This is a genomic window from Alteromonas ponticola, from assembly GCF_012911815.1.
In the GTDB taxonomy this organism is placed as follows: Bacteria; Pseudomonadota; Gammaproteobacteria; order Enterobacterales; family Alteromonadaceae; genus Alteromonas; species Alteromonas ponticola.
Map to the genome: position 1 here is coordinate 175,147 of NZ_JAATNW010000006.1, position 13,789 is coordinate 188,935.

Below are 13,789 nucleotides of genomic sequence, written 5' to 3' on the forward strand. Positions count from 1 at the left end.
AAAAGAGTGAAAAAAAAAGCGTCACAAGGACGCTTTTTGTCATTTCACGGCAGATTAAAATCTGTCTAAATTCATCACTTTATGCCAGGCTTTTACAAAATGATCGACGAACATCTGATCGGAATCGCTCGAAGCATAGGCTTCCGCTACCGCACGCAGTTCTGCATTGGCACCAAAGATCAGGTCCACCGGCGTGGCTGTCCATTTATTATTGCCGCTTTTACGATCACTGCCCTGATATAACGCTTCGTTTCCATCCATCTTTTCCCATTTGGTATCCATACTTAGCAGATTGACGAAAAAGTCATTGCTCAGTGTACCGGGCTTATCCGTCAGGACGCCGTGTTTGTCACCGTTCGCATTCGCATCCAGAGAACGCATACCGCCAATCAAAACGGTCATTTCAGGTACCGTTAACCCTAGCTGGTCAGCCTTATCTACCATCATTTCTAATACCGGACGGTAACTTGTGGTTTCATTGTAATAGTTTCTGAACGCGTCCGCAGTGGGTTCAAGCAGCGCAAAAGATTCAGCATCCGTCTGTGCAGCTGTTGCATCAGCACGGCCAGCTTCGAAAGGCACATCAACCGGATGACCGGCATCTTGTGCCGCTTTCTCAATGGCTGCCGCACCAGCCAGAACGATAAGATCAGACATCGATACCTGCTTATCACCTGCTTTTTCATTAAAGTCTGACTGAATCTTTTCCAGAGCCGTCAACACTTTGTTAAGTTCCTGAGGATTGTTTACCTCCCAGCTTTTTTGGGGTTCTAAACGCAAACGGCCGCCATTTGCTCCACCACGCATATCGGTTACACGATGGCTGGACGCTGCTGCCCAGGCTGTGCGAACCAGCTGAGGCACGCTCAACTCTGTGGCGAGAACTTGCTGTTTAAGGGCGACGATGTCCTTGTCGGTGATTTGCTCATAATCCACTTCTGGAATAGGGTCTTGCCAGATTAGCTCATCTTTTGGAATATTATTCCCCAGATAGCGTGCTTTCGGCCCCATGTCTCGGTGCGTCAATTTATACCAGGCTTTACCGAAAGCCTTTTTGTACTCATCCGGATTTTTAAGAAATCGTTCAGCGATTTTTCTGTATTCAGGGTCGAATTTAATAGCCAGATCAGCGGTAGTCATGACAGGAGGATTCCGTTTTCCATCAACGTGCGCGTCTGGTACCGCTTCATGCATCGATTTATCTTTTGGATGCCACACGATACCGCCTGCAGGACTCTTGGTTTGTTCCCATTCGAGATTGAGTAAATTGGATAAATACAGTGAGGACCATTTGGTAGGCGTCTGTGTCCAGGCCCCCTCTATACCACTGGTGGTAGTGTCTTCTGAATGGCCCTTACCACACGTATTAATCCAACCCTGCCCCTGCTTTTCTATATCTGCTGCCGCGGGCTCTTTACCTACACAATCTGGTTTTCTGGCACCATGCATTTTTCCAAACGTATGACCCCCTGCGATCAGCGCAACGGTTTCTTCGTCATCCATCGCCATACGACTGAAAGCGGTGCGGATATTTTTCGCGGACCCCATCGGATCAGGTTTGCCCATCGGACCTTCGGGGTTTACATAAATCAAACCCATGTGAGTTGCCCCCAATGGACGAATCAATTCTCCGTCCTTGTCCATACGATAACTCGCCATCATCTCTACTTCCGGCCCCCAATAAACAAAATCAGGTTCCCAATCGTCCGCGCGACCATAGGCAAATCCGTAGATATCAAAGCCCATATTTTTCATCCCAACCGTACCGGCTAAAACCAGAAGATCGCTCCACGACAGGGCCCTGCCGTACTTTTGCTTAATCGGCCATAAAAGACGTCTCGCTTTATCCAGGTTACCATTATCAGGCCAGCTATTAAGTGGATCGAAGCGCATCTGGCCTCCCCCTGCTCCGCCTCGACCGTCAATTGTCCGGTACGTACCAGCACTGTGCCAGCTCAGGCGAATAAAAAGTGGACCATAGTTTCCAAAATCAGCTGGCCACCAGTCTTTAGACGATGTCAGAAGTTCGTTCACGTCTTTTTCGACCGCCTCAATATCTAAATTTTGAAATTCTTCTGCATAGTTAAAATCGTCACCGTAAGGATTAGAACGCATTTCATGGTCGCGTAATGGTGAGAGATCTAATTGATCAGGCCACCAGAATTGGTTCGAAACGGGAGAGGAGAGTTCACTGATAATGCGGTCGTCCGCTACGATGGGTGCTGCAAATAGCAACGCACAAAGTGCGGCAACCTTTGTTTTTTGAGGTAACATATAAACGCCTTGTTCAGGTAAGCAAAATTCAGGATGAATATAGGCTACAAAATATTAACTTTCCATTAACTGCTGATTCATATAAACGATTGCTTTGATTGGTTTTTGTAATCAGGGCTAAAGATAAAAAGCTTCAACACGGAAACGAACACTATATTTGAACTCAAGTGAGCAGTTTCTTGATTTCATGCGTATCTCATAGCGAGCTAACAAATGGAGATGAAAAAATGAACAAATTTCACAAAGTTTTGGCGGTCATGGGTGTGACCTTAGCTTTAGGCGCTTGCGATGTCGATAAGACCGAAGAAGGTGAGATGCCGGATGTAGAGGCTGACGCAGGAGAATTACCTGAGTACGAGGTTGAAAAGACGGAAGACGGCGAACTGCCTGACGTAGATGTGGAAGGTGGCGAAATGCCTGAGTATGACGTTGATACAGCTGATGTCGATGTCGGTACAAAGACGAAAGAAGTTGAAGTGCCTACAGTAGATGTCACTATGCCTGATGAAGAAGACGAAGAAGAAGACAAAGATAAATAAGCAGTATTTTAAAACTTTTGATTGGGAGCCAGCGGTCTACTGGCTCTTTGCTTTTTAGCCAACTACGCCACATAAAACGCGTGCTCCACCGCCACCAAGCTTTTCAGGCGAATCGGCGTAGTTATCGCCTTCTTCGTGTACCATTAGCGAACGGCCGGAAAGGTCGTCGATTTTAAGTCTGGGCGCCAGCACAGGTGTGGTCGCATGACCATCTTTATCAACATACAGCAGCGGTAAATCGCCTAAGTGGCTGGTGTCCTCCCAAGGATGCCCATGTTGACCGGTTTTTTCAGGATCATAGTGGCTTCCGGCTGCGCCTGCCGCCACTTTTTCACCATTCTTTGTGCTGCTTTCGCAAGACGGATTCTCGTGAACGTGAAAGCCATGTCCCCCGGGACGAAGGTTACGCAGTGAGGGAGTCAGCACCAGTCCATAGTCTGACATGCTGACATTTACCTCACCCACCGTCTCTCCGGTCTCTGCATCTTTCATCGTTATCGTTTGAGCTTGCGTTGCAGCCGAAAGGGCTAACGCGGAAGATAGTAGAATCGCTTTCATATTAAGTCTCCGTTTTTACCATATTTAATGGGTTAATAAAGTAAGTCGTCAGGATTATTCTTTTTCGTCTCGCTCGTTATCATTTTCCTCATTTTCGGTGTTCTTATTTTGTTTGGGGTTCGACTCATCGTTCGGCGCTTCCAAATTGACACTGTTCTCTAAATCGCCTTGAAGCGCCTGGATAAATGCATTTTTTAAAATTCCCAGCACGGCAGGAAAGATTGCGGTTTCTGGCTCATCAATTGAGCCCTCGATAGGAATCCGAGTGGCAATCTGGTCCTCAGATTGGTTTTCAAAAATTTCGCTAATAAAAGCTGAAAACAACTCAGTCAATCCTTCGAAAAAACCGTCGCCATCCTCTTCAATATCACCTTTCCACGAAAACACTGTCACATTGTGCAGAATAGGCTTTGCGTAACCTGAAATTTTGCCATCGTCACTGGCCAGTTCCAGAGCGAGGTCGAGCGATCCAGCTTCCAGATCGAATGGAGCATAAGTATCTAGAAAATTTTTAAAGTTAACCAGCGCGACACCTTTTGCCTCCACGTCGAGGTCGAAAGTGGGCTTTTGGGTTTCAGGGTTCAGCGAGGCGTTGAATTCTAACGTGCCAGCATCGGCGGTTTGTCCTTTGGCCTGAACGCGGGCCACCAAATCTCTGGAAAGATCTTTACTGTTCACCAGATTTCGGGCTGTTAAGTCAATATCATGCAGGGAAATATGAACTTCTGGATCGACGTCTGTATTGTGAAAGCCAATGGAGCCTTGATGGATGCGTAACTCATCGATTTTAAGTGGAAATAACTGGTCGGCGATGACCAGCCATTTTTCATCTTTGCCTGATTGTGTTTTAGTTTGGTCTTTACTGTCTACAAAATTTAGTTCAGGCCTGTATAAATCAATTGAGCCTACCGCCGCACCATTTAATAACTTTGACCAAATCAGGCTGAATTCGATTTCTTTGGCTTTGATGAAGGGCTCTTTGACTTTTCCGTTGCGTTTCACCAGAACAACGTCTTCAAAGCTGTAGGCCCCACGCCAAAGCATAATATCCACGTCACCGACACGCCCGGTGAACTCCTGCGGCGTTGCGTTACCAGCGAACCCCTCAGGCTCAGACAGTAACCTGTTAACATACCATTCAACAGCATAGGGCAGCGCTAAGCGCAATATCACAATCACCATCAAAAAGATGATGCATCCGGATATCCAACGCGAATAGTTTTTTATCTGCATCGAAGCGACCCTGCTAAAATCAACTAATCGTTCAAACGGTGTGCAAAGTCAGAACGATCATTTATAAAGCAGAGTTAAGGTTTGAACACACCGATTACATTGTTGCTAGATTTAGCAGCAGTCTTTACGTTGTTATCAGTCTGGCTTTCACTGTATCCACACGCAACACATTCCAGCTTTTCAACATTGTGCTCCATATACAGCATAACCGTGTCCGCTGCCTGGCACTTAGGGCAAGTTGCGCCAGCAATAAAACGCTTACGTTTTTTGGTACTCATTATGTTCCTATCGCAATTTCGATAGCGCTGATTATAACCTAATTAAGCCGATAATAATTCCCCCGGCATTCTGATATGATGTGCGTCGAATTTTTGGAGTAGTTTATACATGATCAAATTGTCTGACATGACTTTGATGCGGGGAAGTAAAGTACTGCTGGACGAGGTTTCGGCACAAATCAATCCTGGTCAAAAAGTTGCGTTAATTGGTGCCAATGGTTGCGGTAAATCCAGCTTGTTTGCGTTGTTACGAAACGAGCTTAGTGTGGAGACCGGTAACTGTGAATTGCCAAGTCAATGGCGAATCGTAAGTGTGGCTCAGGAAACACCAGCGACCGAGCGTCGGGCAATTGATTATGTTATCGACGGGGACACTCACCTGCGTAAGTTGCAGGCCAATTTGATTAGTGCGGAAGCCCGTCATGATGGCGACGAGATTGGAAGGTTACATGGTTTGTTAGAACAGGCCGGCGCTTATACCGCTGAAGCCCGGGCGGCAACCATCTTAGCCGGGTTAGGGTTTTCCCAGCAGCAGTTGGTGCATCCGGTAAGCGCATTCTCAGGTGGCTGGCGGATGCGACTGAATCTGGCACAGGCACTGTTGTGCCCGTCAGACCTGCTGCTGTTGGACGAACCCACCAATCACCTGGATTTGGATGCGGTAATTTGGCTCGAAAAGTGGCTTCAGCGGTATGAGGGAACATTAATTCTTATATCTCACGACAAAGCATTTATCGATAGTGCGGTAGGATGCATTATCAGTGTTGAACATAAGAAGCTGATAGCGTACACGGGCAATTATTCCAGTTATGAGAAACAGCGCGCTGAACGCGCCCGCCTGCAGACCATTGAATTTGAGAAACAACAGGCGAAACGTGCGCACTTAGAGTCTTTCATTAATCGCTTTAAAGCCAAAGCCAGTAAAGCGAAACAGGCACAGAGCCGAATCAAACAATTACAGAAAATGGAGGACTTGTTACCCGCGCATGCGCAGAGTCAGTTCAATTTTTCGTTTGCCGACCCCACCGCGCTGCCTAATCCGCTGGTGCAAATGAATGACATTAAACTGGGCTATGGCGACATCACCATCTTAAATAAAGTAAAGCTGAACCTGGTACCGGGAAGCCGTATAGGTCTGTTAGGCCGAAACGGCCAGGGTAAGTCTACTTTAATTAAAATGCTGGCGGGTGAGCTGCAGCCAAAACAGGGAGTTTTTACTACTGCGCAGGGGCTTAATGTTGGCTATTTCGCTCAACATCAGCTGGAAACACTCGACGCCAAGGCCAGTGCGCTTTTGCACATCCAGCGTCTGGATGAGACTGCTACTGAGCAGGCCATGCGCGATTATCTGGGCGGTTTTGGCTTTCACGGTGATGAGGCCACATCACCTGTGGCGCCAATGTCGGGTGGCGAAAAAGCGCGCTTAGTGCTGGCAATGATTGTCTACCAAAAACCCAATTTATTGCTGCTGGATGAGCCAACTAACCACTTGGATCTTGAAATGAGACACGCACTCAACATTGCTTTACAAGTGTTTGAGGGAGCGATGGTTTTAGTCTCACACGACCGTTTTTTACTCGGCTCGGTTTGCGAATCCTTTTATCTGGTAAACGGCGGTGAGGTAAATCCGTTTGACGGCGATCTTGAGGACTATAAAAGCTGGATACTGTCCCAGCAAAAGGAGTCTCAGCCGGCAGAGGCAGAACCAAAGGCTGATCGAAAAGCTGAAAAACGCAAACAAGCTGAACTGCGTCAGCAAGCCGCTCCGTTTAAAAAAGTCCTCGATAAACAGGAACTACAGATGGCGATGGCTTCAGATAAACTGGCAAATATTGAACATCAATTATCAGATCCAGAAATGTATGACGATAAGAACAAAGCCAAGTTAATGAAATTACTCGCAGAACAAACCGAATTGAAGCAACAAATAGAAGAATCGGAAATGCTTTGGCTGGAAGCACAGGAAAAAATAGAATCGATTTTCAAGCTTGCTGCAAAAGAAGGGTAGTTTCGCCCTTCTGTCTCTTTCTTACTCCTGGACACTCACCCTTTCCACATTAATCTTAACCCCCCTTCTCTATTTGTGGGACACTCACATCTTGCATGTATACAGAAAGAGGGCATTCCGTGCAGTTAATCCACAGTGAATATTGCCCAAGGGCCTAAAGCAGCGTATGCAATGTTGATTGCGAACTGGTTCTAAACGGGTAGGGAATGGGCCCATCCAGTTTGACGTGCACCGGCGCAAGCCAATGCTGTAGCGTGGGTTAAAGAACGGGGTTCAAAGCTGGTTGAATGAATGATGCTAGGCAGTGTTCAAGTGTGCTATGCGCTCAAGTTTATGTTTGATTGATACTAAATCAATGCGGTGTGAAAATTGAGTTTCGATTCCTGTAATCAGCCAGTGCCAGTCTACCGAGCTCAGCCCTGCACGCACCAGTATCGGTAAGGGGCTGTTAACACGGCCGCGCTTATCTGAACGAAAACTGCGGCTACTCGCATCCACCAGTTGCAGATAGTCCTCAAGTCGAAAGGGGAGCCCCGAAGAGTGGCGAAGGGCGCGGCAACCGGTAAATGGCATCAGTTATTTTGGTTGGCAATTTTGCCTTGCTGCGCTGATACGCCGTTGAACACTGGTATGGGCGGAGTGCTCGGGTGTTTTGGCAATGTTAGCGCGAACAGGATTTAAATCAACATAGGCCATGCATGCCGCTAATGCAGTTTCATCCAGTAACGCTTGCGATTTAAAACGCCCCTCCCAGAAACGTCCCGTGCATTTATCCTCTTTATTGGCCTGCTTTGCGATAAACTCATTGAGCAAGCGCATAAACCAACTGATATCGTAAAGGCGTCGCCGGTATACCTGCGTAATCGCATGAACCGCCTCCATCTCGGCACTGGTGAGCACGTTACGCTCTGTCACATCCAGATAACGGCGAGTCAGCACGGTGCCCTTGTGGAGCTTCTGCCAGCGACTGATAACTTCTTCAATCGACCAGCCAAGCGCTTTTTCGACGTTAACATGCAGAACAACGTGGGTATGATTATTCATGATTGCATACGCACATACATCAATTGCGAACATCGAAGCCAGGCACAGTAGCCGTTCTTCCACCCATTGCCGCCGATGTTCAAAGCTCTGCCCGGTCAATCGGTCTTCACCGCATAAATACGCACGACGCACACAACGAGATACACAATGATAATAGGTGGTTTCAGATAATGAAATCAGCGCTTTTCTTGGAAGAGGCATCAGTAATTGGCAAGCAAAGGGAAACGTTAGTCAACTTTGCCAGAAAGCTCCGGGGAACAATACTGTACTGTGGCGTAGTTCGGTGAGTGTCCAAGGTTTAAAAATCAAAAAAGAAAGCTTTTTGATAACCGGTAAATCACAGTTTTTGATACATGATGTATGTTAAAGTTAGCAAGGTTTCGGTGGGGAGTCGCTTTTTCCTTGAAGTGAAGAGACGCTATTACTCTAACCGTGGGCATCAACCGTTTAACTACTTATCCTTCTTCTTTGAGTCATGGCTTTGTATGAGCGTGTCCGAATGAACTATGAAATGTGAGAGTCCAAATGAGGGGGCAGGTGAGCTGTTAAACGTGAGTGTCCAAATGAGAGGGATGTCGAGGTCAAATATTTGAATGTGAGTGTCCAGGTCGAGGGAGGTGGGGCATTATATGAGTGAACTTTCCGTGCAGGATTTTTGGGACTTTACTGTCAAACGCTATTCGGCGGGCGGTAATATGCAGGCATGTCTTGAGTTACAGAACGAATACGGGGTAAACGTAAATCTTTTGCTTTTACTCAGCTGGTGCGTCGCCAACCAGCTCACGCTGACGCTGGTCGATTGGCGAGCTATACACAATGCGATTAAACAAAGCGAACAAGCGTTAACCATTCATCGAAGTAAACGTCGCAGTGAAAAAAATAAGGTGCCGTTTAACAGTGGGCGTTACCAACAGCTGAAAGAGCAGGAGCTGATGCTAGAACGAACGCAACAAATTGATATACTAGCGCAATTTAATCAGCAGACACATCTTTCTATTGAGCCTGATCAGGTTAATGGTAGTATTCCCGCGTTTATTAATTTGTATAATTTACGTGGAAAAACTGACGCCCTGAATCTAATTGCGACAGTTATTAATTAATAAGAGAAATCATTAAAAAGTTGCCATGAGCCACCCTCAACTTAATCACGGAAAAATAATCGAAAGTGCATTTAAAGCTCCCCGCTGGGCCCGCAATCGCCATATCCAAACCATATGGCCACGCTTTATCCAAAAGCGTTTACCTTTAAAGTACTCAATGGAACGCGTGACCCTTCCGGATGACGATTTTATCGACGTGGCCTGGGGACCGAGACCGAAAAAACTGACCGGTCTGGTAACTTTGTTTCATGGATTGGAAGGAAATATTCAATCCCATTACGCCAATGACCTAATGGCAACGCTGAGCTCAGAAGGCTGGCAAGTGGTAATGATGCATTATCGCGGTTGTAGTGGTGTACCTAATAAGCTGGCGCGCGCCTACCATTCTGGCGAAACTGAAGATCCCAGTCATTTTCTCGAATTACTGCATAAGCGTTTTCCCAGTATTCCCAAAGTAGCGGTGGGCTTTTCTCTTGGCGGCAACATGCTATTAAAGTTACTGGGAGAAAATCCCGCGCAGAAATGGTTGAAGGCGGCGGTGGCTGTCTCAGCACCATTAAAACTGGCAGAGTGCGCGCAGAGTATAAACCAGGGCTTTTCTCGTATTTATCAGAAGTATTTACTGGGCAGCATGAAAGCCACATTAAAAAAGAAAATGGCGTTTATCGATTATCGGCGATTGATTCAGCTTAAACCTGGTGATCTTAATGACATCACCAGTTTTCAGCATTTTGACCAAAAAGTTACTGCACCGTTACATGGCTTTGCAGATGCTGACGACTATTACGAAAAAAGTAGCGCATTCCATTATTTGAGTTCCATTCATTGCCCAACGCTTATTCTGCACAGTATTGATGATCCATTCATGAACCATTTAATAATTCCCAGCGAAGCAAATCTAGCTAAAGATGTTACCATTGAGCTGAGTGACACTGGTGGCCATGTGGGTTTCATGCAAGGCTCTATTACGCATCCTACGGTATGGTTACACCAAAGAATCAAACAGTTTGTTGGTGAACATTTGCCTGTCGACGCCGAGCAAAGCCTGTGATCATTCCTATCGACCAACTTAGCGCTGATACTTTATATAATATCGCCAAGGAATTCGTATTGAGAGAGGGTACAGACTACGGTGATGAAGAAATTGCCCTCACTGACAAAGTAGAACAAGTGCTTGTTCAACTGCGCAGCGGTGAGGCGGTGCTGGTTTATTCCGAACTGCATGAGTCGGTGGATATTAGACCAGCTGGTCATCAATAATTGAGTGAATGCAGCCTAAACAAAACATTTTTAACGATTATTTAATATCCTTAGATATTGTCAACTCCCTTTACAATCCCATTGCTAAAATTTGTTAACTTATTGAATTTGTTGTCTTATTTTTTTGGTCTATGTTTTGCAAAATTACATTTGCATAAGAATGCATAATAAGATTTATAAAAAGGAAGATAATAATGAAAATGAATACATTGTTAGGTACCGCTTTACTCGGTTTTACCCTTACCCTCTCTCAGGCACACGCCTCAGTCGTCTCCATTTTTGTTGACGCCGCGCCCAATAAATTTGGCTCGCCAGACTACTCCGCCTGGGAAGCGAACGCGTTTGCAGCAGCGGCGGATGGCACCTTTGTGAATATGAGCAACAGTCTTAATTCTGATAACTGGGGCACGACAAATTTCGAGATTGAAGACGAGGTGGTTTACAGTTTTGGCGATTTGGGCTCACGGCTCACCTGGGTCTACTTTATCTCAGATACTACAGTTGAAGAGCTGGATGCCGCTGATAATTTTGCGGTAAGTCTTTTAAATACCTGGGATGGTGAAGAGTCTGACTTTTACATGGAGTATTATGGCAGTACCTGGTTAGAGCCGGGTTCATGGCAAAATTATAACGGTGGTGTTATCGGCACCGCAGGTATGGCTTACTGGGGCGCTCAGGATATAAATACTCAAGAGGCGTTAGACTCTGACATAGCCGCATGGGGAGCTGCAGCTGAAAGTTGGGAATTCAGGGTCAGGTTTGATGATGACATCACTTCACTAACCTCTAATCGTATCGCATCGGTGCCTGAGCCATCAGGTATAGCGTTGCTGGCAGCGGCCATTTTGCTGCTAACGCGTCGAAAAGTACGCTGAATTTTTGGTTGATAAAGGAAGGCTGTCTCAGCCCTCCTTTATGCAGGCCGCCACCTATACTGACTACCTACATAATAAAGCATTGCTGAACACCTTAAATATACCAACTTTATTAGCTGCGAACGGCTCCATCTCATTTTTTGCGGGCAAGTCTCACAACAAGAGTAACTGCGATGTTTTCCAGTTTCAGCAAAGTATCTGTCTCAATTTAACCACGGTGTGCTTTGGCGCAGCGCGCAAAATGACTGAGGTTAGCATCTCTATTGCCATCAAGAATAAATTTATGCTATTGAAAGTATTAGTTTATTTTTGATTTTGTTGTGCTCGAAAATAATTGGAGCGAAATTTGCAAAACTCATGATAATTTTCATATGTCAACGGGGGATACATCATGAAAAATAAATGGTCAGTGATGGGTAAACCGATTAATTTAGCAAAGCTTCGTAGGGTCAATCAACGACGCCAGCGCCGCGAAGTGGTCAGCACCATCATCATGGTCATGGCGATGATGATAGTGGCTGGGTTTAAAGGCGCTAGTGCGCCTTCGAGGTAGCTAAAGGGCAGCTTGCTGCCTGAATTATTACTGCGTAAAGGTGACTGAAAAAGTAACCGGTACGCTGAGGGTTATGCTGGATAGACTGGCCACTTTTTGCAACGCTTCAACACCAGCACCTAAATTAAACGTTGTTGCATCGACAATGGTGGGTGACACGGTAGTGACCGTTATCATATCTTCGTTGCGTGCAACGCTTACGTCAAAAGACACGAGTGCGGTAGTACCGTGCAACTCAAGCGTGCCCTCCACTTCACCTCGAATTATGCCACCTGATTCAATATTCAGCAGCGCTGCGGGCACCATTGCGCTAAATGTGGCGTTCGGGAAGCTCGCCACCTCAAATAACATCTCCTGCATGCGGGTATCACGGATTGCGATGTTGGTATTCACGCTATTGAGTGGAACGTTAACCGTTAGGTCACCATTTTTTTCAAGGGTGCCTGAAAGCGTATCAAAACGGTGAACTTCGTGTACCTGCGCATTTTTAGTTGATACAAAGTGCAGGCTCGACGCATCAGGATCAATTTGCCATTGTGCAAATGCAGGTATACTGAGCAAGCTAGCCAACGCAGTTGCGCCAAGAATTTTACATTTCATGGTTTATTCCTCATCGTATTGAACGATATCTCTCCACGGCACTCGCTGATCACCCATGACCACAAAATCAGGGTTGTTCAACGAATGGGTTCGATTGTAAGTTAAAGGTTCGAAATCGGCAGCCAGGATTTTGCCCCCCGCCTCAGTAACAATACACTGTGAGGCACCGGTATCCCATTCACCGGTAATACCTATACGCATAAATACATCAGCCTTACCTTCAGCAATAAAACAGGATTTTAACGAACAACTCCCTAATGGCAGCGTTTGATAAACACGTTTGCCACTTAATCGCTTAAAAATTTTGTCACGAGACTGACGCCGGCTTATGGCAATCATTACCACACTCTTTTCAGGATCATCCAGTTTGCGCACCCGAATCTGTCTATGCTCGTCAGGACACTCTTTAAATGCGCCCTGCCCCTTAGTGGCATAGTAAAGCGTTTGCCCAGTTGGCCAGAAAATCACGCCGAGTACAGGTTCGTTATCTTCAACCAGTGCAATATTAACCGCAAAATCGCCACTGCGGGCGATGAATTCCTGCGTGCCATCTATTGGATCAATAAGCCAATAACGTGACCAGTTCTTTCGTTCTTTTAACTTGGCATTTTTATTCTCTTCCGACAGGATAGGAATGTGGGGCGTGGTCTCTTGCAGCTTTTTAGTAATAATGTCATTGGCGAGGAAATCAGCGCTGGTAACCGGAGAGTCGTCATCTTTGGTAAAACTTTCAAACGCACCTTTATCGTACACCGATAAAATTGCCCGGCCAGCTTCTACGGCCGCTTCCTTAGCCAGTTTAAGTAAATCGTCAAGTGAGTCTTCAGGCATTGTTCACTGCTCCTTTAACCACTTCTGCGCAAGAAATAAGGCCGCTACACAGCGCGCCTCGACAAAATCTGGACGTCCAAGCAGACCATCGCTTTCGGCTAATGGCCAATGCACCACTTCGAGCGGTTCTGGTTCATCCCCAGGTAATTGCTGTGGATACAAATCCTGCGCAATGACAATATGCATGGTCGCATTAAAAAATGTGGGAGCCATGCTAACGGCATGAATCAGGTGCAATGACTTGGCTGCAAAACCTGCTTCTTCCTGCAATTCACGATTCGCTGCCTGTAACGGGGATTCACCCGGGTCTATCAGGCCTTTCGGAAAGCCCAGTTGATAAGAATGCGTGCCGGCGGCGTATTCGCGTATCAGGATCATGGTGTCCGCATCTAACATCGGCACTATCATTACGGCTCCGCGGCCGCCACCTGCCATGCGCTCAAACTGACGGGTGGCCCCGTTTGAAAATTCCAAATCCAGCCTCTCTACCTTAAACAGCCGACTTTGCGCGACGATTTCACGGTGATGAACTAATGGTAATGGTTTGGAAGGATCAATTTTACTCATGTTATCAGATACAACTTTCGTTATTATTAGTACCACAAATTAAGGTTACTGCATTTTAAGGAATTTCGC

General features: G+C 46.3%; 15 protein-coding genes and 1 pseudogene. 8 read left to right on the plus strand and 8 right to left on the minus strand.

Annotated features, from left to right (window positions below; all coding sequences use genetic code 11):
• Positions 1-54: 54 nt before the first annotated feature.
• Positions 55-2,274: a catalase/peroxidase HPI gene (katG, locus tag HCJ96_RS12060; RefSeq protein ID WP_169211319.1), complete on the minus strand. Its 2,220-nt coding sequence runs from the start codon at positions 2,272-2,274 to the stop codon at positions 55-57.
• 227 nt (positions 2,275-2,501) lie between these two features.
• On the opposite strand from katG, the gene HCJ96_RS12065 reads away from it, so the two are divergent.
• Positions 2,502-2,813, plus strand: coding sequence for a hypothetical protein (locus HCJ96_RS12065; protein WP_169211320.1), 312 nt, complete (start codon positions 2,502-2,504; stop codon positions 2,811-2,813).
• A gap of 54 nt (positions 2,814-2,867) precedes the next feature.
• Here the strand turns inward: HCJ96_RS12065 and HCJ96_RS12070 are convergent, their stop codons facing one another.
• From HCJ96_RS12070 to HCJ96_RS12080, 3 genes are all read right to left on the minus strand, one after another.
• Complete coding sequence (locus tag HCJ96_RS12070; RefSeq protein ID WP_169211321.1) at positions 2,868-3,371, minus strand: superoxide dismutase family protein; 504 nt, start codon at positions 3,369-3,371, stop codon at positions 2,868-2,870.
• A 54-nt stretch (positions 3,372-3,425) separates the two neighbouring features.
• Entirely contained in the window at positions 3,426-4,604 is a 1,179-nt protein-coding gene (locus tag HCJ96_RS12075; RefSeq protein WP_169211322.1) for a DUF748 domain-containing protein, read from the minus strand.
• Positions 4,605-4,678: 74 nt separating this feature from the next.
• Positions 4,679-4,882 carry a YheV family putative zinc ribbon protein gene (locus HCJ96_RS12080; protein WP_169211323.1) on the minus strand — a complete coding sequence of 68 codons (204 nt, stop codon included), beginning with the start codon at positions 4,880-4,882 and terminating at the stop codon, positions 4,679-4,681.
• Positions 4,883-4,991: 109 nt separating this feature from the next.
• Between HCJ96_RS12080 and HCJ96_RS12085 the strand changes: the two genes are divergently transcribed.
• Complete coding sequence (locus HCJ96_RS12085; protein ID WP_169211324.1) at positions 4,992-6,890, plus strand: ATP-binding cassette domain-containing protein; 1,899 nt, start codon at positions 4,992-4,994, stop codon at positions 6,888-6,890.
• Between the two features lie 297 nt (positions 6,891-7,187).
• Here HCJ96_RS12085 and HCJ96_RS12090 read toward each other — a convergent pair.
• Positions 7,188-8,135: pseudogene (locus HCJ96_RS12090) on the minus strand (transposase).
• Positions 8,136-8,563: 428 nt separating this feature from the next.
• On the opposite strand from HCJ96_RS12090, the gene HCJ96_RS12095 reads away from it, so the two are divergent.
• The 6 genes from HCJ96_RS12095 (at position 8,564) to HCJ96_RS12120 (ending at position 11,722) form a co-directional block, all read left to right on the plus strand.
• Positions 8,564-9,034, plus strand: a complete 471-nt coding sequence (locus HCJ96_RS12095) for a TIGR02444 family protein (protein WP_169211325.1) — start codon at positions 8,564-8,566, stop codon at positions 9,032-9,034.
• Between the two features lie 25 nt (positions 9,035-9,059).
• On the plus strand, positions 9,060-10,085 hold the full coding sequence (locus tag HCJ96_RS12100) for a hydrolase (protein ID WP_169211326.1): 1,026 nt from the start codon (positions 9,060-9,062) through the stop codon (positions 10,083-10,085).
• A complete protein-coding gene (locus HCJ96_RS12105; protein ID WP_169211327.1) occupies positions 10,082-10,294 on the plus strand; it encodes a YheU family protein in 213 nt (70 codons plus the stop codon). Before HCJ96_RS12100 ends, HCJ96_RS12105 begins: the two co-directional genes overlap by 4 nt.
• A 194-nt stretch (positions 10,295-10,488) precedes the next feature.
• On the plus strand, positions 10,489-11,169 hold the full coding sequence (locus tag HCJ96_RS12110; RefSeq protein ID WP_169211328.1) for a PEP-CTERM sorting domain-containing protein: 681 nt from the start codon (positions 10,489-10,491) through the stop codon (positions 11,167-11,169).
• Between the two features lie 4 nt (positions 11,170-11,173).
• Positions 11,174-11,482 carry a hypothetical protein gene (locus tag HCJ96_RS12115; RefSeq protein ID WP_169211329.1) on the plus strand — a complete coding sequence of 103 codons (309 nt, stop codon included), beginning with the start codon at positions 11,174-11,176 and terminating at the stop codon, positions 11,480-11,482.
• A gap of 78 nt (positions 11,483-11,560) precedes the next feature.
• Positions 11,561-11,722, plus strand: coding sequence for a hypothetical protein (locus HCJ96_RS12120; RefSeq protein ID WP_169211330.1), 162 nt, complete (start codon positions 11,561-11,563; stop codon positions 11,720-11,722).
• A 27-nt stretch (positions 11,723-11,749) separates the two neighbouring features.
• Here HCJ96_RS12120 and HCJ96_RS12125 read toward each other — a convergent pair whose 3' ends face one another.
• From HCJ96_RS12125 to nudE, 3 genes are read right to left on the minus strand one after another with little or no spacing between them, the layout of a single operon-like run.
• Positions 11,750-12,322, minus strand: a complete 573-nt coding sequence (locus HCJ96_RS12125; protein ID WP_169211331.1) for a YceI family protein — start codon at positions 12,320-12,322, stop codon at positions 11,750-11,752.
• Positions 12,323-12,325: 3 nt separating this feature from the next.
• Entirely contained in the window at positions 12,326-13,153 is an 828-nt protein-coding gene (cysQ, locus tag HCJ96_RS12130) for a 3'(2'),5'-bisphosphate nucleotidase CysQ (RefSeq protein WP_169211332.1), read from the minus strand.
• A 3-nt stretch (positions 13,154-13,156) separates the two neighbouring features.
• Positions 13,157-13,720: an ADP compounds hydrolase NudE gene (gene nudE / locus HCJ96_RS12135; RefSeq protein ID WP_169211333.1), complete on the minus strand. Its 564-nt coding sequence runs from the start codon at positions 13,718-13,720 to the stop codon at positions 13,157-13,159.
• Positions 13,721-13,789: the final 69 nt, after the last annotated feature.